Origin of the sequence: Cellvibrio sp. QJXJ (assembly GCF_024452345.1) — a bacterium.
Taxonomy (GTDB): Bacteria; Pseudomonadota; Gammaproteobacteria; order Pseudomonadales; family Cellvibrionaceae; genus Cellvibrio.
In genome coordinates this window covers 2,360,070-2,383,449 of sequence record NZ_CP101662.1, presented here as the reverse complement: position 1 = coordinate 2,383,449, position 23,380 = coordinate 2,360,070, and the positions used below count along the sequence as shown (strand labels likewise).

The 23,380-nt window shown below is 49.9% G+C and carries 21 protein-coding genes and 1 tRNA gene; 8 read left to right on the top strand and 14 right to left on the bottom strand.

Annotated elements, in window-relative coordinates; all coding sequences use genetic code 11:
- Nucleotides 1-24: 24 nt before the first annotated feature.
- From NNX04_RS10300 to rpsU, 6 genes are all read right to left on the bottom strand, one after another.
- The gene (locus NNX04_RS10300) at nt 25-2,166 is read right to left on the bottom strand and encodes a hypothetical protein (RefSeq protein ID WP_261948369.1); all 2,142 of its coding nucleotides are present in this window, start codon (nt 2,164-2,166) and stop codon (nt 25-27) included.
- Between the two features lie 306 nt (nt 2,167-2,472).
- Nucleotides 2,473-2,549 (bottom strand) — tRNA-Ile (locus NNX04_RS10295).
- Nucleotides 2,550-2,694: 145 nt separating this feature from the next.
- Nucleotides 2,695-4,551: an RNA polymerase sigma factor RpoD gene (gene rpoD / locus NNX04_RS10290; protein WP_151059111.1), complete on the bottom strand. Its 1,857-nt coding sequence runs from the start codon at nt 4,549-4,551 to the stop codon at nt 2,695-2,697.
- 149 nt (nt 4,552-4,700) lie between these two features.
- Entirely contained in the window at nt 4,701-6,761 is a 2,061-nt protein-coding gene (dnaG, locus tag NNX04_RS10285; protein WP_261948368.1) for a DNA primase, read from the bottom strand.
- A 42-nt stretch (nt 6,762-6,803) separates the two neighbouring features.
- The gene (locus tag NNX04_RS10280; RefSeq protein WP_261948367.1) at nt 6,804-7,259 is read right to left on the bottom strand and encodes a GatB/YqeY domain-containing protein; all 456 of its coding nucleotides are present in this window, start codon (nt 7,257-7,259) and stop codon (nt 6,804-6,806) included.
- Nucleotides 7,260-7,391: 132 nt separating this feature from the next.
- Nucleotides 7,392-7,607: a 30S ribosomal protein S21 gene (gene rpsU / locus NNX04_RS10275; RefSeq protein ID WP_007644759.1), complete on the bottom strand. Its 216-nt coding sequence runs from the start codon at nt 7,605-7,607 to the stop codon at nt 7,392-7,394.
- A 239-nt stretch (nt 7,608-7,846) separates the two neighbouring features.
- Between rpsU and tsaD the strand changes: the two genes are divergently transcribed.
- Genes tsaD through folK form a run of 3 tightly spaced genes read left to right on the top strand, consistent with a single transcriptional unit; the run spans nt 7,847 to nt 9,770 of the window.
- Nucleotides 7,847-8,875, top strand: coding sequence for a tRNA (adenosine(37)-N6)-threonylcarbamoyltransferase complex transferase subunit TsaD (tsaD, locus tag NNX04_RS10270; protein WP_261948366.1), 1,029 nt, complete (start codon nt 7,847-7,849; stop codon nt 8,873-8,875).
- 11 nt (nt 8,876-8,886) lie between these two features.
- Nucleotides 8,887-9,258 carry a dihydroneopterin aldolase gene (folB, locus tag NNX04_RS10265; RefSeq protein WP_261948365.1) on the top strand — a complete coding sequence of 124 codons (372 nt, stop codon included), beginning with the start codon at nt 8,887-8,889 and terminating at the stop codon, nt 9,256-9,258.
- Nucleotides 9,255-9,770, top strand: a complete 516-nt coding sequence (gene folK, locus NNX04_RS10260) for a 2-amino-4-hydroxy-6-hydroxymethyldihydropteridine diphosphokinase (RefSeq protein ID WP_261948364.1) — start codon at nt 9,255-9,257, stop codon at nt 9,768-9,770. Before folB ends, folK begins: the two co-directional genes overlap by 4 nt.
- A gap of 10 nt (nt 9,771-9,780) precedes the next feature.
- On the opposite strand, the gene NNX04_RS10255 is transcribed toward folK, so the two are convergent.
- Genes NNX04_RS10255 through NNX04_RS10245 form a run of 3 tightly spaced genes read right to left on the bottom strand, consistent with a single transcriptional unit; the run spans nt 9,781 to nt 12,785 of the window.
- On the bottom strand, nt 9,781-10,746 hold the full coding sequence (locus NNX04_RS10255) for a magnesium transporter CorA family protein (RefSeq protein ID WP_261948363.1): 966 nt from the start codon (nt 10,744-10,746) through the stop codon (nt 9,781-9,783).
- Nucleotides 10,747-10,769: 23 nt separating this feature from the next.
- On the bottom strand, nt 10,770-11,531 hold the full coding sequence (locus NNX04_RS10250) for a pteridine reductase (protein ID WP_261948362.1): 762 nt from the start codon (nt 11,529-11,531) through the stop codon (nt 10,770-10,772).
- Between the two features lie 33 nt (nt 11,532-11,564).
- Entirely contained in the window at nt 11,565-12,785 is a 1,221-nt protein-coding gene (locus NNX04_RS10245; RefSeq protein WP_261948361.1) for a multifunctional CCA addition/repair protein, read from the bottom strand.
- Nucleotides 12,786-13,186: 401 nt separating this feature from the next.
- On the opposite strand from NNX04_RS10245, the gene NNX04_RS10240 reads away from it, so the two are divergent.
- From NNX04_RS10240 to NNX04_RS10225, 4 genes are all read left to right on the top strand, one after another.
- Nucleotides 13,187-14,182 carry a DMT family transporter gene (locus tag NNX04_RS10240; protein WP_261948360.1) on the top strand — a complete coding sequence of 332 codons (996 nt, stop codon included), beginning with the start codon at nt 13,187-13,189 and terminating at the stop codon, nt 14,180-14,182.
- 229 nt (nt 14,183-14,411) lie between these two features.
- The gene (locus NNX04_RS10235; RefSeq protein WP_151059097.1) at nt 14,412-15,116 is read left to right on the top strand and encodes a hypothetical protein; all 705 of its coding nucleotides are present in this window, start codon (nt 14,412-14,414) and stop codon (nt 15,114-15,116) included.
- 201 nt (nt 15,117-15,317) lie between these two features.
- On the top strand, nt 15,318-16,346 hold the full coding sequence (gene galE / locus NNX04_RS10230; RefSeq protein WP_007644780.1) for a UDP-glucose 4-epimerase GalE: 1,029 nt from the start codon (nt 15,318-15,320) through the stop codon (nt 16,344-16,346).
- A gap of 143 nt (nt 16,347-16,489) precedes the next feature.
- Complete coding sequence (locus NNX04_RS10225) at nt 16,490-17,452, top strand: calcium/sodium antiporter (RefSeq protein ID WP_007644784.1); 963 nt, start codon at nt 16,490-16,492, stop codon at nt 17,450-17,452.
- 63 nt (nt 17,453-17,515) lie between these two features.
- Here NNX04_RS10225 and NNX04_RS10220 read toward each other — a convergent pair whose 3' ends face one another.
- The 5 genes from NNX04_RS10220 to NNX04_RS10200 form a co-directional block, all read right to left on the bottom strand.
- A complete protein-coding gene (locus NNX04_RS10220; RefSeq protein WP_007644786.1) occupies nt 17,516-18,463 on the bottom strand; it encodes a DegV family protein in 948 nt (315 codons plus the stop codon).
- 205 nt (nt 18,464-18,668) lie between these two features.
- Complete coding sequence (locus NNX04_RS10215) at nt 18,669-20,069, bottom strand: ATP-binding protein (RefSeq protein WP_007644789.1); 1,401 nt, start codon at nt 20,067-20,069, stop codon at nt 18,669-18,671.
- Between the two features lie 3 nt (nt 20,070-20,072).
- On the bottom strand, nt 20,073-20,750 hold the full coding sequence (locus tag NNX04_RS10210; RefSeq protein WP_007644790.1) for a response regulator transcription factor: 678 nt from the start codon (nt 20,748-20,750) through the stop codon (nt 20,073-20,075).
- A 34-nt stretch (nt 20,751-20,784) separates the two neighbouring features.
- On the bottom strand, nt 20,785-21,180 hold the full coding sequence (locus NNX04_RS10205; RefSeq protein ID WP_261948359.1) for a PepSY domain-containing protein: 396 nt from the start codon (nt 21,178-21,180) through the stop codon (nt 20,785-20,787).
- Nucleotides 21,181-21,273: 93 nt separating this feature from the next.
- The gene (locus NNX04_RS10200) at nt 21,274-21,828 is read right to left on the bottom strand and encodes a glycine zipper 2TM domain-containing protein (RefSeq protein ID WP_007644792.1); all 555 of its coding nucleotides are present in this window, start codon (nt 21,826-21,828) and stop codon (nt 21,274-21,276) included.
- A gap of 297 nt (nt 21,829-22,125) precedes the next feature.
- Between NNX04_RS10200 and NNX04_RS10195 the strand changes: the two genes are divergently transcribed.
- Nucleotides 22,126-23,379 carry a glutamate-5-semialdehyde dehydrogenase gene (locus NNX04_RS10195; RefSeq protein ID WP_261948406.1) on the top strand — a complete coding sequence of 418 codons (1,254 nt, stop codon included), beginning with the start codon at nt 22,126-22,128 and terminating at the stop codon, nt 23,377-23,379.
- Nucleotide 23,380: the final 1 nt, after the last annotated feature.

Here is a 23,380-nt window from a genome sequence, read left to right as displayed (position 1 = left end):
CCTCGAACTTTCTCAATGGCGCAATTATTTTTTCTCCAGCAGCGCAATAATATCCTGGGTGTATTTATCAATTGTTTTGCTTTCGCTCAGCATTAAATCCATGCGTTGATAACACTCGCTGATGGCATTATCAAATACGGATTTGACTGCAGGCGATGGATTCATGAGTTTAACCGAGGCTTCTACTTCACGCGTAAAATCAATAATAATGCCTTTGGCATCGTTGGATTGAGCGTGATGCCTGACCTTGATCTGCGCAAGGGTAGAACTGATTTTGTGTAGCGCAGAACTCATTGCAGAATCGTGTCTGGACAATTTTATCTGCGAATCCAAATGACCAATCGTTGAGTTGAGTAACTGCACTAGCGTATCCAGTGTTGTCTCCATCAAGGCTTGTGCTTCATCTTCATCCGGTGGGTTGCGGATAATCACGCGGACATGCGGGCGAAAAAACAGTATGCCTTCATTGGTGTAGCCAATCGCGCTATTGCTATCCTGGATCTTTAAAGACTTTTGTTCTTGTGGCGAGGTTTTTCCATCCGAGTAGTGTTCGATTTTGTCCAGTTCACTATCCAAATAGAAACCATAAGCAATATTCATGGATTTTAATGTTGAGGCCAATAATTGCGCGATGGATTCGATGTTGTTGCAGTCCAGCAATTGGGTGGCAAATTTATTCACTATGCTGGCCTGTGAATATTGCTCGATGGTTTGATGCAGTTGGGACGACATGTGCTCAATATCGCGATTGAGTCGTTCAATATCCGGGTGCTGCAGTTTTTCATGCTCATCGGTCATCTGGTCGCGCAATAATTCTACTTCACTCTCAAGTGTTTCTATGCAGTACTCACACTCTTTGACCAGTCGTTCCAGTTTTACAATTTCCTGCCCTTTCTCGGCTTTTAAGGTTTCATCCTCTGTGTTCAGCATGGACTCACGCAGCAAACTAATTTCTGAATTGAGTTCTAGAATTAACTTGCGTTGATTTTGATTATTGCTGCGCAGTTTTTCGATTTCCTCTAGCGAGCGCTGCGGCCCACCATCCTCTACCCAAGAGAGCACCTCATCTTCACTGCCTGTTTCAGTGCTGGATGGTTCAGCACCGGGTTGATCAGTAGTGGATTGATCGGTTATTTCTTTGTGAGTGGTGGGGTAAAGGGCTGCATCTTGTTCCATTTGTTTGAACTGTTGGATGTTGTCGCGCGCACTTTTCAGTTCTTTTTGTAAATTAGTGATGTGGTGATCAGATTTGAGTATGTCAATTTCGAGGGCTTTAACTTTTTCCTCAAATTTTTCTTTTTCTCCTCTCTTCAGGTGAGTAAACGAATTATTCAGATTGCCTGTTAGTTGATTCAGTAATCCCTGCTTTCTTTGGCTGATATCGTTGATGTTTGCTATTTGAAAAATACTTCCTTCGTAGGCATGTGTTGCCCGTTCGTGGCGTTGATAGGCAGAGCTTTCTTTCTCATCGGAATCCAATGTGGCCGCGATACTGCTAGTAGGGAATGCACGCTGAAACGCATTGATCATGGTTTGTAGCTTGCGAATGCTATCGCGCTGGTTTTTATTTTGCTCGGTTAGCGATTCACTTTTTTGTCGCGCCAGTGTCAATTGGCGTTTCAGACGGGAGTTTTCTACCTCTTGTTTTTTTAAACTATCAATTTTTTCCTGCAGTTGTTTAATGCGGCCGCCACTGAGGTTTTGCTGTTTTGGCATGTTGCGCACCCAGCGCACTATGTCTGCCAGTTTTTTTTCCAGGACCAACCAGTTTTCCGGGCTATTTTGTTTGGTGCGATTTTCCGCCTCGGCCATCGCCACCAAGTAGCGTAGGGCTGCAATTTTGGCGCTAAATGGGGTGTCAGGCGACAAGGTAGGTATGCCGCCAGGAACTATTTTTTTGAATCGCTCAATAGAATATTGCGCGATGCTATGCAGGAAAATACCTACAGTATCGCCATGCAATTTTTCTGGAATTGCGTTGTTATCAGCAAAATTAAGTTCGCTAAGGATATGTCGTGTTCTTTTGCGTAACTCTTTATATTCCTCTTCAAGAGTGTCGCGTTCTTTTTTTAGTCTTATTGTTATAAAGATTAAAAAAGTGCAGCACACCAGCAGCAAAAAAATCACTTCACCCAGAATTAATGGAAGGCTACCCGGCACTGACATTAGCTATATCTCCTTTCTTTGGTCTCAGTATAGTCGTGACCTCGGGAAAAGCTGGTTGCGATTTAGTGGCGTGCTCAGAGCAAAGAGTCGTGCATAGGTGCGCGATCGGGAGCCTGTGCACAGCACTTCGGAAGCGTTTTTAAATGAAGACGGAGTCGGGTTAAGCTTGGGTATTGAGGTGAGTAGAGTGTGTGGGAGAGTCGATATGATTTAGGCGCTGCCAACTAGCGAGCCTCTGGCAAGGTATCTAACTAATTACCAGATTTAACTTGGCAAGAGCATCAATATATAGATGCTCACCGGAAATGGTGGGCCCAGCTGGACTTGAACCAGCGACCTGCCGATTATGAGTCGGATGCTCTAACCAACTGAGCTATAGGCCCCAAAGAGGAATTGCATAACTGCCAGACGGCAGGGAAGCGCATTATAGAGACAAGTTTTGCGTGTGGCTATAGTTCGTAACTTATTGTATTGCCTAAAAAATAAAACCCGCCGAGGCGGGTTTTATTTTGTGCAGCATTTAGACAATTAATCGTCCAGGAAGCTGCGCAGGTGGTCGGAGCGTGAAGGGTGGCGCAGTTTGCGCAGCGCTTTGGCTTCGATTTGACGGATACGCTCGCGCGTCACATCAAATTGTTTGCCCACTTCTTCCAAGGTGTGGTCGGTGTGCATGTCGATACCAAAACGCATACGCAGTACTTTCGCTTCGCGTGCGGTGAGGCCTGCTAATACTTCACGGGTGGCTTCCATCAAGCCTTCCATTGTCGCTGACTCCACCGGAGAAATAATGGTAGTGTCTTCGATAAAATCGCCCAGATGTGAATCTTCATCGTCGCCGATTGGCGTTTCCATGGAGATTGGCTCTTTGGCGATCTTCAGTACTTTGCGCACTTTGTCTTCGGGCATTTCCATGCGCTCGCCGAGTTCTTCCGGCGTTGGTTCGCGGCCCATTTCCTGCAGCATTTGGCGCGATACACGGTTGAGTTTGTTGATGGTCTCAATCATGTGCACCGGAATACGAATGGTGCGCGCCTGATCCGCGATAGAACGGGTAATCGCCTGGCGAATCCACCAGGTAGCGTAAGTAGAGAATTTGTAACCGCGACGGTATTCAAATTTATCCACTGCTTTCATCAGGCCAATATTGCCTTCCTGAATCAAATCGAGGAATTGCAGGCCGCGGTTGGTGTACTTTTTCGCGATAGAAATAACCAGACGCAGGTTAGCTTCCACCATTTCTTTTTTGGCGCGACGAGCACGCGCTTCACCAATTGACATGCGACGGTTGATGTCTTTGATACTGGCGAGACTGAGGCCGCTCTCGGCTTCGATTTGTGCCAACTGCTGTTGTGCTGATTGCACATCAGGCAGTACGCGCTCAAGTTTCTCAGGCGCTTCGACTTTGCCTTTTAGAAAGTCGGGTAGCCAAGCTTCGTTGGTTTCATTGCCGGGGAATTCTTTGATAAAGGTTTTGCGCTGCATTTGTGCTCTGCGTGTACACAGATCCATAATGTGGCGCTCGTGTTTGCGCACGCTATCCAGCGCTACACGTGCCTTGCTATAAATAGGCTCAAATTGGCGCGCAGGAAGTTTGAAGAATTTGAACAGGTCACCCAGTGCGGACAGTTCTTTTTCAGCTTGTTTACTGCCATAGCCATATTTGGCGAGTGCCTTGGTGGTTTTGTCGTGCTGTTTTTGCAGCTCTTCAAAGCGGGCACGTGCCTCTTCTGGGTCTACACCTGAAACGGCTTCCTCTTCATCTTCGGTTGCTGCCTCTTCCTCTTCGTCGTCTGCGGCGGGTTTGGCTCCTGCAGCAGCAACAGGTATTTCTTCTACCTCGGCGAGGGCAGCGGGGATATCTTCTACCGGATCCAGCCAGCCGATGATTACGTCGGCCAGGCGGCGCTCCTCTTTGGCAACCAATGCGTATTCGTCCAACACTTGTTGTACTGCGCCGGGCCAGTAAGCGATGGCGTGCATTAACTCACGCACGCCTTCTTCAATACGCTTGGCGATAACAATTTCGCCTTCGCGGGTGAGCAGCTCTACAGTGCCCATCTCGCGCATATACATACGCACTGGATCGGTGGTGCGACCGGTTTCGGTCTCCACGGCAACCAGAGCGGCAGCAGCTTCTGCGGCGGCTATCTCGTCGGCGGCGGAGTCACCATCGGTCATTAACAGGGTATCGGCGTCGGGTGCAGTTTCGTACACGCGGATACCCATGTCGTTGATCATCTGAATGATGTCTTCGACCTGATCCGGATCAGAGATGTCCTCCGGCAGGTGATCGTTTACCTCGGCATAGGTCAAATAACCCTGCTCTTTACCGCGGGCGATCAGTTCTTTAATACGGGACTGTTGCTGTTGGACGTCTTCAGACATTCGAAACCCTATTTAAAACCTGATGAGTGAAATGCAAAGCCCGAAATTATACTCCACTTGCGTGTGTGGATTCTAGGCGACATATGATTGAGGCCATGTTCTTCGGACTGTTTTGGGTCAATTTGCCGACCTTTGACCGGCTTTTGTGCTCAGTGTTGCAACTTTTTATCCAGAGCAGCGCGCACAAGCGCCTCTCTTTCCTCTTTGCTGAGTTGATTAAAGTTGGTGTTTTTCAACTTAGCCAAGGATTCATCTGCTTTTTTTTGTGTTTGCTGGAGTCGCAGCTTTTGCATCGCATGGGTGAATGCGGCTTCGGTGTCGTAGTCGGCTTTGGCAGGTTTGTCTTGCCGTGTTTGCGATATGGCATTAGCGGCTTGCAACAAATCATGGCCAGCAACGGCGGCTAATCGCTCTGTGTTTTCAGCGCCATAAATGCCCCGCCAATAGCCAATCAGATGTGACAGGTTGTAATGTGGGCGCTCATGAAGCACTTTCAAGAGCCGCCCGAGCATTTGACAGTCAAGATCATCGTCCTGCGCTAGCCATTCATCGTGATTGGGTTCCAAGCTGGCGAGGATTGGATGGGTAAGCAGTAGCGCCAAGGCTTTGCGGACGGGGGGCATCAGGTACTTGCTGCTTGCGCGACTTTGCAAATCAGGCTGATACGGCTTGTTACCCGGCTCGCGTCGCAGGCGTGGCTCTTCGTAGAATTCGTGATAATCCGCTGGTGGCAGTTCCTGGGGGAAGTCGCCATATTCTGCGTCCGGGTATTCTGATGGTGCTGGCGGTAGGTGGTCCCACTCCGGCTCCATCCTTTTAGGCATTGCAAGGTGGGGGATGCTTTCTTCCTGTTTCTGTGGTGCAGGTGGTGCGCTAAATAGCGGTTGCATCTCGCCTTTTTGTTGCTGTTCTTGAATCAGCTCTTGCAGGATGTTGCGATTAAGCCCTGTGCGGGTGGCGAGGCTTTCAAACATCAATTCGCGGAAAACGCCTTTGGGAAGACGATCCAGTAGTGGTGCCGCACGTTTGCTGAAGGTGGCGCGGCCTTCCATAGTGCGGATATTGATGCCTTCCGCAATCGCGTCGAATAAATAGTCCTCAAAGGGCACGGCCAGTTCGATCATGCGTTCGAATTTCTCCGGGCCGATTTGGCGCACCAGTGTGTCCGGGTCTTCGCCTTCGGGTAGAAATAGGAATTTTACCGTGCGCCCATCAATCATCGTATCGATGGAGGCTTCCAGAGCGCGATGAGCCGCGCTGCGACCAGCCTTGTCGCCATCAAAACAAAATACGACTTCGTTGGTGTATTTAAACGCGCGATCGAGATGATCCGGTCCGCAGGCAGTGCCGAGGGTTGCGACGCCGTAGCCTATGCCAAACTGGGCGAGGCTGACCACATCCATATAACCCTCTACCACCAGCAAACGCGGCAGTTCGCGGTAAGCCAGGCGCGCCTCGTAAAGACCATACAATTCTTGTCCTTTATGGAACACCGGTGTTTCGGGCGAGTTCAGGTATTTGGGCTTGTCATCGCCCAGTACCCGCCCGCCAAAACCGATCACCCGCCCACGGGTATCGCGGATGGGGAACATAATGCGGTGGCGAAAACGATCGTAGAGTTTCTTTTCCTGTTCCTGATGAATCAGCATGCCACCTTCAATCAGCAGGTGTTTGTCTTCGTCGTTTTGACCAAGGGCCTTGAGCAGGTTGTCCCAGCCGGGAGGAGCGAAACCTACGCCATAGGCTTTGGCGGTTTTGCCATCCAGACCGCGATTTTTGAGGTAGTTAACTGCCTGAAGTTTGCTGGGGTGATGGCGCAGCTGCTGCTGGTAGAATTCGTCTGCCTTTTCCAGCAGGGTATAAATGCTGCGTTTTTCCTGTTCGCGTTTGGCTTGCGCTTCGGTCTGGACTTCGCGCGGAACTTCCAGTCCGGTCAGGCGAGCAAGGGATTCAACTGCTTCGGGGAAGCTGAGCCGCTCGTAATCCATCACAAACCCCAGTGCATTGCCGCTCGCGCCACAGCCAAAACAGTAATAGAACTGCTTTTCCGGGCTCACGGTAAAGGAGGGGGTCTTTTCGTCGTGGAATGGACAGCAGGCGCTGTAGTTTTTGCCGGTTTTTTTGAGTTTAACGCGACTGTCGACCACATCGACTATGTCGAGGCGGTCGAGCATGTCATCGATAAAGCTCTGGGGGATTAAACCGGCCATGAGGAGTGTCGCTTGTGAGCTTGGAAAAATGACTGTTGGCGATTAATTGCCCAGTTTGGCTTTGAGCAGTTTGCTCACCTCGCCCATGTCGGCGCGGCCTTGTGCTTGGGGTTTAATGAGTGCCATGGCTTTGCCCATGTCGCGCATTTCGGTAACACCTGCATCGGCAATCGCCTGAGTCACAATCGCGTCCAGCTCGGCTGCGCTTAATGCGGCAGGTAGGTAGACCTGGATTTCACTGATTTCGTAGGCTTCTTGCGCGGCCAGTTCGCTGCGGCCAGCGGCGATGTATTGCTGTTCGGAATCGCGGCGCTGCTTAACCATTTTATCGAGCAGGGCGAGGGCGCGAGCGTCATCAACGTCGATACGTTCATCGACTTCAATGCGTTTGAATTCAGACATCACAAGACGCAAAACCGCGACGCGCTCTTTTTCTTTAGCGCGCATCGCGGTTTTCAAGGCATCATTTATGCGGTCTTTTAGCGTTTGTTGACTCATGACTCACCGTTTGGTCAGTAATACAGGAGTGGAACGCACAACTCGTTAGATGACAGATGCAAAACAAGGCTAACGAGCGCAACCGGTCAAACCAAGGGATATAGCTGCCGAATCAGGTTGGCAGTTAATAACTTAGTACAGACGGGTAAACTTTTTGGATTCGCGTTGAACCTTTTTAGCGTGACGCTTAACAGCGGCAGCAGCATCACGTTTACGGATAGTGGTCGGCTTCTCATAGCATTCGCGAGCGCGAACATCAGCCAAAATACCTGCTTTTTCACACGCGCGCTTGAAGCGACGCAGGGCTACATCAAAGGGTTCGTTTTCTTTAATTTTTACTGAAGGCATGCTGTTACCTTTAAAAGAGTGCTTAAAAATGATGTCTTGAGGATAGCTACAGGCGTATAAACACCGCGAAGCATCCGAGGGGTGCGGATTCTATACACTTATTATGGCTGTCGCAACCTTGCACCGTTTAGCGGTGCTGGGTTTTCGCGAGTCCAGCCTTTATTATGGCGCCCTGTTTTTTCTGTGGTTGTCTGAGCGGTTGTTCGTATTGCTGGCGTCTGAGCTGGGTTGAGGTTTTTATGCGTGTACTGGGGTTGGAGACGTCTTGTGACGAGACTGGCGTTGCTGTTTATGACAGCGAGCGAGGTCTGTTGGCGCACACGCTTTACAGTCAAATTGCGCTCCATGCCGAATATGGTGGTGTGGTGCCCGAACTTGCCTCGCGTGACCATGTACGCAAACTGCTGCCTTTAATCAATGAAGTTTTGGAGGCCAGTGGCTCAGTGGCTGCTGACATTGATGGAATTGCTTACACCTCCGGTCCGGGCCTTATTGGTGCGTTGATGGTAGGGGCATCTATGGGGCGTGCGCTGGCTTATGCATGGCAGGTACCGGCAATTGGTGTGCACCACATGGAGGGGCATTTACTGGCGCCAATGCTGGAAGCTAATCCGCCGGCTTACCCCTTTGTGGCACTGCTGGTCTCGGGCGGGCATACCCAATTAGTTAAAGTGGATGCTCTGGGGGTATATGAATTACTGGGAGAGTCAATTGACGATGCTGCTGGTGAAGCGTTTGATAAGGCCGCCAAAATGCTCGATCTGGATTACCCTGGTGGCCCGCAAGTAGCTGCCTTGGCGGAGCGGGGTGTTGAGGGACGATTTAAATTTCCACGCCCGATGGTGGATCGCCCCGGCCTTGATTTCAGTTTTAGTGGATTAAAAACCGCAACCCTGACCACGGTAAATGCCCATGCTCAAGCCAATGGTTTGCCTGATGATCAAACCTGCGCTGATATAGCCAATGCATTTCAAGCGGCGGTGGTGGATACCTTGGTGATTAAATGCAAGCGCGCATTGGAGCAGACGGGAATGAAAACCCTGGTGATTGCCGGTGGGGTTTCGGCCAATAAAAAACTGCGCGCTGACCTGGAAATCCAGCTCGCAAAAATCGGGGCAAGCGTATTTTATGCCCGCCATGAGTTTTGTACCGATAACGGCGCCATGATCGCCTACGCTGGCTGCCAGCGCTTGCTCGCTGGTCAGCATGAAGGTTTGGCGGTTAATGTAAAGGCGCGCTGGCCACTCAATACTCTCACTTCACTTTAAAAGAATTATTTATGGATATTGTCTACATCCGCGATTTACGCATCGACACCATCATCGGTATTTATGATTGGGAGCGCGAGGTGCGTCAAACCGTTAGCATCGATTTGGAAATGGCGAGTGATATTCGCAAAGCCGCCGCAACCGATGATATTCAGTTCGCACTTAACTATAAGGCGGTCTCCAAGCGCTTGATTACCTATGTGGAAAATCGCAATGCACTGCTGGTAGAAACACTTGCAGAGGAAATAGCACAAATGATTCGCACAGAGTTTGATGTGCCTTGGCTGCGTTTGCGCTTGAGTAAACCCGGCGCGGTGCGCGGTGCACGTGATGTGGGGCTGATTATTGAACGCGGCGAAAAACCCGGAGAACTACCCGAATGACGGCAATTTATTTAGGCCTGGGGAGTAATGTTGACCGTCACAAACACATAAGTGCGGCGCTAGATGCGTTAATTATGCTGTTTGGTGACTTAACGATTTCATCGGTATATGAAAGTAAATCGATTGGTTTTGATGGCAGTAATTTTTTTAATCTCGTGGTTGGTGCGCAAACACTGCTGACGATTCCGGAATTGTCCGAAATATTAAAACGGATTGAAAATGATAATGGCCGTATGCGCAGCGGGCCTAAATTCAGCCCGCGTACGCTGGACATTGATATCTTGACTTACGGCGATTTTGTGGGCGTGGAGGGTGGTATTGAATTACCGCGCGCTGAAATTACCAAAAATGCGTTTGTGTTGTTGCCCTTGGCCGAAATTGCCACACAGGTATTGCATCCACAATTACAGAAAACCTATGGCGATTTGTGGCAAACCTACGATCAGGCGTCTCAATCTTTATGGGCAATTGATTTTGAATGGCAAGGCAGAAAAATATCTACCCGCCGTTAGCTTTGCCTGGCTACAGCCATTTTTTATAGGCAATACCACCGAACCCTACAGCAATAATGAGCATCGCGCCAAGAGCGTAAAAATAGCCGTTGGGTTCGTGCAATTCGGGCATGTTGTCGAAATTCATACCGTAAATGCCGGCAATAAATGTCAGCGGTACAAAAATCGCGGTTATCACGGTTAGCACACGCATGGTGTTGTTTAATTGATGAGAGCTGATTGATAAGTAACCGTTAATTAAATCGCCACAAATTTCGTAGTACATGGTGCATAAGCCGTGGAGTCGTTCGCAGCGCTCAAATAAATCCTGCAGGGCGTGTTCTATGTCGCCATCTTCTTCGATGAGCTGCTGGGGAATATCTTGCAATAAGTTAACGACTAATTTTTCGTGATAGCTGAAAATGCGTTTCAGCTTGCGCAGTCGCGCTTGATAGGCAATTAGCTCACGCATTATTTCATCATTGGGTTTTTCCTGCATCGAGTCTTCGAGTTCGGTGAGTGAGGGTTCAAAGGCGAGGATGGCCTCCAGATATCGCCCGACAGAGAAACGCATAATACTGGAGGCCAATATGCCTGGGCTGATTAATAAGTTTTCAGTGTGTGCGTTTTCCCAATAATGATTGATACCCATGGAGTGGCGCGGATGACAACTGATCAGGCAGCGCTCACCCGCAAATAGTGCAATGGTCATTTGTTGAATGGTCAGGTCTTTATTAAATTCGGTGATGCCACGGTATAAAATCAGCGTGTAATTATCGAACGTTTCGGTTTTTGGCGGGTGGCGAAAGCGCTGTACATCTTCGACAGCAAGGGGGTGGCAGCCCATGGAGAGCAAAAAATTATTTTCGTGTGTAGCATCTTCGCCGAGCAAATCTATCCAGATGAATCCACTATTGTCAACGCGCCAGCGGTGTATCAGCTCATCACCGCCTGTCAGCCATTCGCCAGTCTCTGTTAATAATTGCACTCTGATCATGCTGGATTCCTGCGTTTTTTGAATTAAATCGTCAGTGAGCGGCCGCCATCGACTGTCAGGATTTGGCCGGTAACATAGGGCGCGTCATTTACTAAAAACAAAATTGCTTTGGCAATGTCTTGTGCTTGCCCGCGTTGCTGCAGCGGAATTTTGCACAGCACCTTTTCTTTATCTTCATCGGATAATGTATCTTCCTTTTTTTTATGGTTGCCGTCCGGCCAGAGAATCGCGCCCGGTGCAATGCCATTCACGCGCACACGTGGTGCCAGTTCCTGCGCAAGGCTTTTGGTTAGCATCAGATTACCTGCTTTGGCGATGGAGTAAATGCTGTGGTTGCGCAGCGGTTTATCAGCATAGATATCGGCAATGTTAATAATGCTGCCCGCTGCTGTAGTTAATTGCGCCGCTAATGCTTGCGCAAGAAAGTAGGGGGCTTTCAGGTTGGAGCCAATTAAATCGTCCCAGTCATCGCCATTCGCTTTGTCAAAAGGGGTTGGATAAAAACTGGAAGCATTGTTGACTAGCAGGTGAATGCCTTGCCATTTGCTACTGGCTTGCTGTGCGAGAGCAGTGAGTTGATCCTGATTATTTAAGTCAGCTTTGAGCGCGATAGCTGAATTTTCGCGGAGGTTATTCAGCTCATCCGCGAGTGCTAGCGCTTCTGTTGCTGAGTGATGGTAGTGAATTACCAAATTAAAGTGAGCCGCATGTAAATGGCGTGCAATTTCGGCACCGATGCGTTTTGCAGCGCCGGTTACCAGTGCGATTTTGGGGGTGTCAGGCATAAGGTTCTTCCCGCTGGACTGTATCAGTTGTTGTTATGATTTTTTTAATTCCGTGAGGCGTTCCAGCCGCTGTTTATCGAGCGCTTCACCAAAAGCAGGGCCTGTTAGCCCCATGTTTTTAACTGCTGCGATGTCGATATTTTTTGCGGCTTGCAAACACTGACGGAAATAATTGGCCTGCGGATAATCGCGTAATTCGAAACCGGTGCGCCCGCGAGCATCGGCTTCGCAGCACAATAAAAATTGTTCAAAACGTTCTGGTCTGCGCAGGGCATCGGTTGCATGCAATACTTTTAGCAGTGTTGTTGGTTTTAGCTCCAGCGCACGATGGCAGTGGGTATGCCATTGCGCTGTTAGTAACGCCAAGTCTTTAAATTCTTTAGGTGTTGCGAGGCGTGCACACAAATTTTTTACCAGTGGCAGGCTGCGCTCTTCATGCGCAATATGGCGCGGCCATTCTTCCGGCGGGGTTTTAGCTTTGCCCAAGTCGTGCAGCAGTGTTGCAAAACGAACGCAGCTATTGCCGCCTAATTTTACCGCTTGTTGCAGGCTCATCAGGGTGTGAATGCCGGTATCTATTTCAGGGTGATGTGTGGCGGTTTGCGGCACACCAAACAGCGCATCAATTTCAGGAAATAGACGCGCTAGCGCATTACAGTCGCGCAACACTTCAATAAAAATTTCCGGGTTGTTTTCGCCCAGGGCGCGCTCGGTTTCTTTCCATACTCGCTCGGCAACCAGATGATCTACCTCGCCATTGGCGACCATGGTTTGCATAAGTGCAATTGTTTCAGCAGCAACACGAAACCCTAAGTGATAGTAGCGCGCGGCAAATCGCGCGATGCGCAAAATGCGCACCGGGTCTTCGGCAAACGAGGGCGATACATGGCGCAATAATTTATCGGCGAGATCCTGCTGGCCGTTGTAGGGGTCGATAATCCTGCCATCATCATCTTCGGCCATTGCGTTAATGGTGAGATCGCGGCGGATAAGGTCCTCCTCCAGCGTCACTTCATCACCGCAATAAAAACTAAAACCGCCATAGCCCTTGCCCGTTTTTCGCTCGGTGCGGGCGAGGGCATATTCCTCTTTGGTGTGTGGGTGCAGGAATACTGGAAAGTCTTGCCCCACAGGTGTGAAACCACTGGCGATCATTTGCTCGGGGCTGCTGCCGACGACTACCCAATCTTTTTCGGTAACTCGGCGGCCTAATAATTTATCGCGGACAGCGCCGCCAACCAGGTATGTTTTCATTGCGTTTTATCGTTGCATCTTTTCATGAAAAACCAAGGCATGAGTATAGGGTAATTAGTTGGATAAAAAAAATCCAAAAATGACTTGTGGCTTAACGGAAATTAAATTAACCTCACTTCAGTTTTTCAAATCCTTATAACCTTAGATCAATTAATTATGTACCAAATGAATTCCATCAAGCACGTCGCCGCACTACGACCAATTTTTTGGTGCGTGGTCATGGCGCGTTGCTTGGCGGAATTTGTTGATTAGTTGAATAATCGTTATAAACAAAGGCCGCAGCATAAAAAACTGCGGCCTTTTTGTTTTCTGGGTTTCAGTTTTTAATCAGCAATCATTGCTGACGTTGTGCTGCGGCGAATTACCAATATGTTGCTCATAGGGCAATAAGGAGTTATGCCGTGGCCGTATTTTTTGCTTATTTTTCGGTGGTGCTCATTTGGGCTACCACACCTCTTGCGATCCAATGGAGTAACGATAGCCTGAGTTTTGTCGCGGCGGCTACTGCGCGCATGTTATTGGCCTTGGCTCTTGCACTATTTATTCACGCACTCTTGCGTCAATCGCTTCAAGCTTACTGGAAGCAGCGCAATATTTATTTTGCCGCTTCGCTGGGGATTTTTCCGAATATGCCGTTGGTGTATTGGGCGGCACAATTTATCCCTTCTGGTTTGGTTGCCGTTATTTTTGCGTTGTCACCGTTTGCTACTGGTGTGATGACGCTGATCCTTTTAAAACAAAATCCGTTTGGCATTAAACGTGTGCTCGCACTGTTGTTGGCGATTAGTGGTCTGCTGGTGATTTTTTATCAGCAAATACGTTTGGATGCCGATTCAATTTACGGTGTGGTGGGGATTTTGTTGTCCTGCGTGCTGTTTAGTTTCAGCAGTGTATGGGTCAAAAAATTAAGTGGTGATACTCAGCTGCAGGCATCCCCTTTTCAGCAGGCAACCGGCGCGTTGCTGTTTGCATTGCCGGGATTATTGCTCAGCTGGTGGTGGATGGACGGCAGCTTGCCGACGCAGGTATCACTGAAATCTGCCGGTGCCATTGTTTATTTGGCGATTGTAGGGTCGCTACTGGGAGCTGTGATGTTCTTTTTTATTTTGCAGCGGCTATCGGCGAGCGCAGTATCGCTCATCACTTTAATGACACCGGTGCTGGCCATAGTGATAGGTAAACAACTGGCCGATGAGGCGCTGCCTTTAACCACGTTAATTGGGGTGGGCATAGTACTTATCGCCCTCTTGTTGTATTCGCCCTGGTCGGTACGTGAGTGGCGGCTTGCACTGAGTGCAGCATTGTTGCGTTATTTGCGGGCGCCAGCGAATAGCGAGCAAATTGACGCCCAAATACTGCTGGAAAAGTCGCGGAAGGATGTAATTCGTTATAAGTGACTGTTATTGGTGCGTGCACTGCGAAAATGCTCACAGTGTGCGCACTCTATTGGTGCGACCGGTTGTTTTGTTTTTGGTATTCAATCTTGTATTCAATGGATAACTTTTTGATTTTTATAAAAAAAATAAAATTGGCTTGGTATCTGCTCTGTCTAGTTCAGGCTAGTGTGATTTATCAATAGCTGCATTAAAAGACAATCTAAAAGACCATTAATTAGAGGAAGAACTCATGAAAATGAAACAAAAGTTAGTTGCTGGTGCAATCGCTCTTTCTGCAATGGCAGGTTTTTCTGTGCCAGCCGTTCATGCTGCTGAAGTTGCTGCCTCTGTTGGTGCTTCCAACATGTATTACTGGCGTGGTTTTGATTTGGGCGGTGGTGCTGCGTTGATTGGTGACATCAATGTCAGCAGCAATGGTTTTATTGCCGGATTATGGACCTCTTCTGGTGACGATGCTTCTGTCGATGGTCTTGGCGGTACGGAATATGACATCTATGTTGGTTATTCAGGTAGTGCTGGTGACTTTTCTTATGGTGTGAGCGTTGTATCTTACGTTTACCCTACCCTGGGTGAAGAAACCGAAGAAGGCGCCCCTTCTGCGGTTAAGCCTGGTGAATATGTAGAAGTAATCCCGTTCATCGGTTACGGTCCATTTAAAGTTACTTATTATGATGCGGTAGTTGCTGATCATGCTCCTTTGGCTGATGAAGATTACAGTTATGTAACTGCTGAACTGAACTTTGAAAAATTTGGCTTCAAATACGGCCAGCATATGGATGATGTAGGTGTTGTAGATGGTATTTCCCACATTGATGCAACCTACAAGTACAACGATAAGCTCTCGTTCACTGTAGGCAAAATCATTGATGACAATGATGGCGCTGTAGATGACGAAGTGAATGTTGTGGTGACTCTGTCTCTGCCAATCATGTAATTCTGGCGTTATTCAGTTATGCAAAAAGGGTGAGCTTCGGCTCGCCCTTTTTTATTGGGGTTATTTTGCAATTTATCGATGTCTCATCTTATTTAAATAATAATTATATGATTTAATAAAAGATTCTTCCGTAGCCCTTATGTTGTGTTGGTAAGTCTGTTTCAATGCACGCCTGCGGCTTTTATTTATAAGGAATCTTACATGTCTCGCACACCTATTCTTGTAACCGGCGGTGCCGGGTTTATTGGCAGCCACGTCTGCGTGGAGCTTATCAATCATGGCTATTTACCGGTGGTGGTGGATAACCTCTGCAACAGTAAATTTGAAGCGCTCAAGCGCGTGGCAACTATCGCCGGTGTTGAGCCGGTGTTTTATGAAGTGGATATCAATGACAAAGAGGCTATGCGCAAAGTGTTTGCTGCGCACAGCTTTGCGGCAGTGATGCACTTTGCCGGTTTGAAAGCGGTTGGTGAATCCAACCAAATTCCTATGAAATACTACCGTTACAACGTGGCGGGTAGCCTGTCGCTGACGGAGGTAATGGAAGAATTTAAGGTCTGGAAACTGATTTTCAGCTCATCCGCTACGGTGTATGGCGACCCGGTTTCAGTGCCGATTGATGAATCCTTCGCGACCTCTGCCACTAATCCTTATGGCCGCAGTAAATTAATGGTTGAGGAGATGATGCAAGACATCGCCAAGGCTCCCAAGAGTCAGTGGAACATTTCACTGCTGCGCTATTTTAATCCGGTCGGTGCTCATGAAAGCGGCATGATTGGCGAAGATCCAGCCGGTATTCCTAATAATTTGCTGCCCTTTGTGGCACAGGTAGCAATTGGCAAACTCAAGGAATTAAGTGTGTTTGGCGATGACTACAGCACGGTTGATGGAACCGGTGTGCGCGACTATATCCATGTGGTGGATTTGGCTAAAGGACATGTCGCTGCCTTGCAGGGTTTGGATAAATCTGGCGTCGGCTGCCGCGCCTATAATCTGGGTACGGGCCGCGGTTATTCTGTGCTGGAAATGGTGAAGGCGTTTGAGGTTGCCAGTGGCCGCCCTGTACCATACAAAATTGTGCCGCGTCGCGCTGGTGATATCGCCAGTTGTTATGCTGATCCAGTCAAAGCTAAAAGCGAGTTAGGGTGGACGGCTGAGTTTGGCCTGGAGCGCATGATGCAGGATGCCTGGCGCTGGCAATCTAAAAACCCGAATGGGTACGATAGTTAATCGCTGCTACCACAAGCTGCCCGTTGAACAAAAAGCCTGCGCATCGCGCGGGCTTTTTTGTGGCTGACGAATCATTAGGGTTTAGGCAAAGCGTAAATTTACCGTTATAGTTGCGACCAAATTTAAACTCTGGAGGCTTATCCATGATTCATTTGTTCTGGTTATTTGTTGGCTTGGTATTGCTAACGGTTGGCGGTGAGGCGCTGGTGCGCGGTGCTTTGGCTGCAGCCCGACGGCTTGGTGTGTCGCCGCTGTTGGCGGGTTTGGTGATCGTCGGTTTTGGAACATCGGCACCTGAATTGGTGGTGTCGGTGCAGGCGGCAATCAGCGGCTCGCCCGCAATTGCATTGGGCAATGTGGTGGGAAGTAATATTGCAAACATCCTGCTGATCTTGGGTATTAGTGCGGTAATCATGCCCTTGGTAACCCATATCAAGTCCTTGCGTCGCGATGGCCTCACCATGCTGTTTGCAACGCTCTTGTTCATGGGGCTTGCGAGCTTTGGCGGTTTGGGGCGTCTGGAGGGGATTTTAATGCTTGGGTTCCTTACGGCCTATCTGGTTTGGGCATATCGTACTGAGCGTGAGGATACTTCCAGTCCTGAGGCCCAGCTCCATCAAGCTGAGTCTGAAGAAATTGAAGTTGTCCCTATGACTATACCCATGACACTACTGGCGACCATTGGTGGTCTGGCGATGCTGATTGTGGGCGCGAATCGATTCTTGCTTGGTGCGGTTGGTTTGGGGCAGGAGTTGGGGGTGCCAGAGGCAATTATTGGTTTGACAGTGGTTGCAGTGGGAACTTCGCTGCCTGAATTAGCTGTGTCAATTATTGCGGCTATTCGCAAGCATGCAGATGTTGCCGTGGGTAATATTATTGGCAGTAATATCTTTAACATCCTTTGTATTTTGGGTGTGTCATCGATTATTTCGCCTTTGCCCCTTGAGGGGCGTCTGCTCAACATCGATCAGTTCGTTATGTTGGCGGCCGCTGTGATCCTGTTGTTGTTCCTGTTTTTTGGATTGCGCTTGTCACGTCTTAAAGGAGCTATTTTGCTCGCTGGTTACGTCACTTATATTGCCGCCATGTTTGGCTTACAAAGCTAAAGGTGATTTTTTGGTATTGCTACAAACCCCGGTGAATCCGGGGTTTGTTGTTTAAGGCGATAGTTAAACCAGATCTTTATCGGTCGCAAAGGACAGGGCGAAGGATTTGGGGCCTACATTGACAGCGCCGGTCATGCTCATCATTGATAGCATGGTTTTGATGTTGGATTGTTTACAAAACTCGCGGAACTCCACGAGTACCGGTTCATCCTTTATCTCCTCCAATAAACCGCCATAGCTCATGGCGATGACATCGCTGGTCAAGCCCTGCTGGATTTGCTTTTTCACGTGTACCAGCAACTTTTCCAGTGCTCCCAGAAATCCTTTACCGGTATCGATTTTGTCGGTATTGCCGCGGTGTAACTGCACAATCGGACGCAGGTTCAGCGCGCTCGCTAACTTGAAGTTGACCCAGGATATATTGTTGTCACCTTTGCGCAGATGGCGGCGTTCACGCATGTATGACAGGTCGTTAGGAATTAAATAGCCGTAAACCTGATCACGCATATTGTCGATTTCACGGATCGATTTATTGAGCGGCAACTTATCTACCTGAATGCGTTTTACCAATTCGTAAACCAGCAGTGCATGGCCGGTGAACATGGACATGGAATCGTAGAGGCGGATGCGAAAGGGGGCGCGGCCTTCGTTGCGCTCCAGCTCGCGGAATTTGGGTTCATTGACCAATGCCGCTTCTGACACGCGTTTGAAGACATCACTTTTTTTGCTATTTATGGTGACAACTTGCACCAGGTCGTATTTGGGGAGCAGGCGCTGTTTGAGAATATCGGTCATATCGTTAACCGAGAGTGGGTCTGATTGCGCCAAACCATACACGTCGCGGCTGTGGTTTTTGTAAAAATTGAGCATGGTTTGTGGGTCGCGGTAATCCAGCTCCTGACCTTTGGCGTGATTGATATAAATAGGCAGCACTTCTATGTTGTGCTGTTGAATAAATTTAGCGGGCAAATCGCAGGTTGAATCTACGGCAATGCAAGTCCTGGCGGTCATGGCTCTTCTCTCCTCGAAGTCTTTCTTTTTTGACGAATGAGTGGGGCGCCGTCCATGGTAGATGTTGTGGTGTTCACGTCGCTGTGCGCACAATTGTTGGTGATGGTGCTAGTATCGGCGGTTGTTGACCTTCGTACCAGTCGCGAAAAGCCGCGTATGTTGTGAGGTTTGGAGGGGAGTTGTGTGCGCTTTGGCTTACAGCCTGTCAGTCGGAAGCGGTGGGGAGTGGCAGCAGAATGCTAAAGCGTGCGCCGCCCAAGTCGGAGCGGCTGATGTGTATGTCGCCGTCATAGCTGCGAATGATTTCGGCGGCCACAGCCAAACCAATCCCTTGGCCTGGTTGGTTGGTGTCCAGTCGCTGGCCGCGCTCCAGAATCCGTTCGGTCTGGTCTTCGGGGACGCCGGGACCGTCATCTTCTATATCGATACAGAGTTTATTGGCGCTTAGGCTTGAGCTCATGCGCACTTCTTTGTAGCCATACTTAAAGGCGTTCTCCAGCAGGTTGCCGAGCAGTTCCATCACATCCTGTTCATCCCCCGCGACGACCGCGTTAGGCGAAAGGTCCAATGTCTGTTTCATTTGTTTGTTGGCGTACACCTTTTGCAGTGCGGCAAACAGGCGCTGTGCAATGGGTTCAATACGGGTGCGGCGGAAGCTGCCCTGTTGCTGGCTGGAAACGGCGCGCTGTAATTGATAGGTCACTACCTGGCTCATGCGGGCAACTTGTTCGCTGGCAATTTGTTGCAACTCACTGTCAGATTCAGTGCCTTGCCCGAGTTTACTTTGCAGCACGGCGAGCGGTGTTTTCAAACTGTGCGCAAGGTCGGCGAGGCTGTTGCGGTAGCGCTGGCGCAGCGCTTGCTCGCGCTCAAGTACCTGGTTGAGGTTGTCGACAATTTTTTGTAACTCTTTGGGGTGTTCGCCGGCAATATTGCTGGTGTCTCCGCTTTGCATCTTTTTTAGCGCCACGGCGAGTTTGCCCAGCGGGCGCAAGCCCCAGCGTAAGATCATGGTTTGGGCGATTAGCAGGAAAATCCCTGCTGCTCCCAGCCAGCGCCACAGTTCATTGCGATAGGCTTTGAGTTCGGCTTTGAATTCAGTCGCCCCGTGAACAACCACAAAATAAAAGGGCGTGGGTTTGCCGCTGGCACCCTCCCAATTAACGGCGTAACTCGCCACAAAATACCGCTTTTTATCCAGCACTTGCTCGCTAAAAACCAGCTGGCCGGGGGAGTCTTTGGTAACCACTTTGCTGAAGGCGGGTGGGTCGAGTAGGGCGGCAGAGTTGGAATGCCAGACCAACTTTTCTTTGCCGTTGAAAATATAGCCATAGAGCCCGGAGTTGGGGTGTTCAAAATCAGCCTCGCTGAGGGTGACGGGCATTCTTAAACTATCAAACCGGCCATTCCGTCCTTCCGGTTCGGCGACACTGAATAGCAAATTGATATGCCCGCGTAGTCGCGAACTCTCGGCGACATTCAGGCTGTTTTCAAAGGCGCGGTCGAGAAAAAAGCCGGTCAACCCCAAAAATAATGGTAGCAATACGGCCGATGCCAGCAGCAGCCGGGCGGCAATAGAGGAAAAGCGCGCCTTCAGTCTGGACAAGGCTTATTGAACATCCAGATTGAAGCGGTAACCCAAGCCCCGTTGGGTGCTAATTAAGTTGAGGCTGCCGTCCGGGTCGAGCTTTTTGCGCAGGCGTCCGACAAAAACCTCAATCACATTGCTGTCGCGGTCGTAATCCTGCGCATACAGGTGTTCGGTAAGCTCGCTTTTGGAGATGTTTTTGCCTGCATGTAAGGCGAGATAGGTGAGGGTGTTGTATTCAAAGCTGGTCAATTCAACTTCGGTGTCATCGCGGTGTACGCGCTTGGCGCTGGTGTCGATGGTGATGGGGCCGTAACGCAGCACTGAGGAGGCATGGCCGCTGGCGCGGCGTAGCAGGGCGTGAATGCGCGCGCGCAACTCTTCCGGATGGAAGGGTTTGGTGAGATAGTCGTCGGCACCGGCTTCGAGCCCTTGCACCTTGTCTTGCCAATTGCCGCGCGCGGTCAAAATTAAAATAGGGAAATTGCGCGATTTGCTGCGCAGCTCGCGGATCAGCTGAGTGCCGTCCAGCAGCGGCAGGCCCAAATCGATAATCGCCAAATCATAGTCGTATTCACTGCCTAAAAATAAACCTTCACGGCCATCGGCAGCGCTGTCGCAGGCGTACTTTTCGTCTGCCATCAGGGCGAGAATTTGCTCGCGCAGGGGTTTTTCGTCTTCGACTATCAATATGCGCATAGGTGAATCCTGACCTTATTATTCAGAGGCTGGGTTATTGATTGAGTAACTGACCGGTTTGACCGTCCACATTGATGACGCGCATGCGGCCGCCATTGAGCACTTTAACACCGTAAATAACCCCGGATTCACTGCGCTGGCTATTTACGCTCATCACTTGGCCGCCCACTTTGGTGCGTACCAGTGCCGCCGCTTGTGCCGGGGAGAATTTCGGTGGTACGGGTTCGTCGGGTAAGCTTTGGTTGTCGATTAATGAATTGCTGGGCGCGCTGGAGGTCAGGCCCATATCACCTTCCAGCAGCGAGGGGTCGGCAAGGGCTTGGTTGCTGGCCAGCGCAAGGCTCGCTGCCAGAATACACTGGGTCAGGCTGACCCGCGCTTGGCGCATAGCGATGGATAACACGGCGCGGAAGGTATTTGACTGCAACATAACAAATTCCAACTGGGTAATAGCACTGCTTCACTATCGCCGCTGAGGGGGCAAAGGTCAATTCGACCTCCGCCCGGAGGGTACTAACAGTGACTAGTAGCGATCTCTGACATGCACAATACGGTCGCCGGGGTGGTGGCGGGTATTGGTAGTATAGACGCGACCATCATAGCGGTAGGTGACATCATAGCCCACCAGTTCGCGCTGATATTCGGTGCGGTAACGGGTAGTGCACACCTCGCGATCTTCATAGCTGGTTACCCGACGACTGCCGCCAGCGACATTGTTACCAACTGCTGCACCAATCAATCCGCCCGCTGCTGTGGCGTGACCGTTACGGCCTACTTCATGGCCGATAGCCGCACCAATCAAGCCGCCTACCACGGTGCCTTGGAAAGAGTCGCCGCCGCGACGTTCGGTATAGGCAACTGTTTCCACATGGCAGGAATCCACCGGCACTCTTACGGCAACCTCGCGATAAACGGGTGTGCTGCGCACTACCCGGGCATAGTCATCGCGATATTCCACATAGTGGCTGTGCCCGTGTTTGTGGTGATGTTTGTGTTTGTGCTTGCCATCGGCGAGGACATTGTTAGCCAGCAACAAACTGATGCCGGCCAGCGCGCTGATTGCTAACAACTTTTTCATGATGTGACTCCTGAGAATGATCTTGCGCCAGTCATTAACGGTGGATGGCTGACGCCGCGGTTACGTCTTGTGCAGTGATTGCACAGGATCAGACTAGTCCTCATAAACTGAATCAAAACTGAAGCTTATCGGCCTATTTATGGCGCAAATCATTTTCTTGTGCGCCCCATCGCAATTGTGTGAATCGGCCAAAAGACTGAAATAAAGGCGCAAGCAGCGCCAACTTTGGGCGGCACTCAGGTTATAATCGCGGCCATTTTTTCCGGATTACCCGCAACAGGTTGTTTCATGTCTGAATTGAACGTCAAAGAATATATGGCCGAAGTTGGCCGCAAAGCGCGTGCTGCCTCCCGTGTGATTGCCGCCGCACCCTCTGCAGTGAAAAATGCAGCGCTCTTGGCGATTGCCACTGAATTGGATAAATCCCGTATCACTCTGGTTGCAGAGAACCAAAAAGACTTGGCCGCCGGTAAGGCCAATGGTTTGGATGCCGCCATGCTGGATCGCCTCGCCGTTAAACCTGCGGCGATTGATAGCATGATCGAAGGATTGCGTCAGGTTGCCGCGCTGCCTGATCCCTGCGGTGAAATCACTGGGATGAGCTATCGCCCGAGTGGTATTCAAGTGGGGAAAATGCGGGTACCACTGGGCGTGGTAGGTATTATTTATGAGTCCCGCCCGAATGTGACTATCGATGCAGCGAGCCTGTGTTTGAAATCCGGCAATGCTGCAATTTTGCGCGGCGGCAGTGAAGCCATTCACTCCAATCGCGCCATCGCCAATTGTTTGCAGGCTGGTTTAAAAGCCGCTGGCTTGCCTACCGATGTGGTGCAGGTAATTGAAACAACGGACCGCGCTGCTGTGGGTGAGTTGATCACCATGCCGCAGTTTGTGGACGTGATTGTGCCGCGCGGCGGCAAAAGCCTGATCGAGCGCATTAGCAATGACGCCAAGGTACCCGTGATTAAACATCTCGACGGTATTTGCCATGTGTATATCGACGATAAGGCGGACCTTGATAAAGCCTTTACCATTGCCATGAATGCTAAAACCCATCGTTATGGCGTGTGTAATGCGATGGAAACCTTATTGGTTCATGAGACAGTTGCCGCCGATATTCTCCCGCGCCTTGCTGCCGCCTTTGGCGAAAAAGGTGTTGAGCTGCGCGGCGATGAAAAAACCCGCGCGATTATTCAGGCCAATGTCGCCACTGAAGAGGATTGGGCGACAGAATATCTCGCGCCGATCTTGTCGATTAAGCTAGTGGTCGGTTTGGATGAAGCCATTGCACATATCAACCAATACAGCTCGCAGCATACCGATGCCATAGTGACTGAAGACTATACCCGCGCGCGCCGTTTTATCACCGAAGTGGATTCAGCGTCGGTGATGGTCAATGCATCAACCCGTTTTGCGGATGGTTTTGAATACGGTTTGGGGGCGGAGATTGGGATCTCCACTGACAAAATCCATGCGCGCGGCCCCGTTGGTCTGGAGGGACTGACCTCGCAAAAATGGGTGGTGTTTGGTGATGGGCATATTCGTCAGTAAT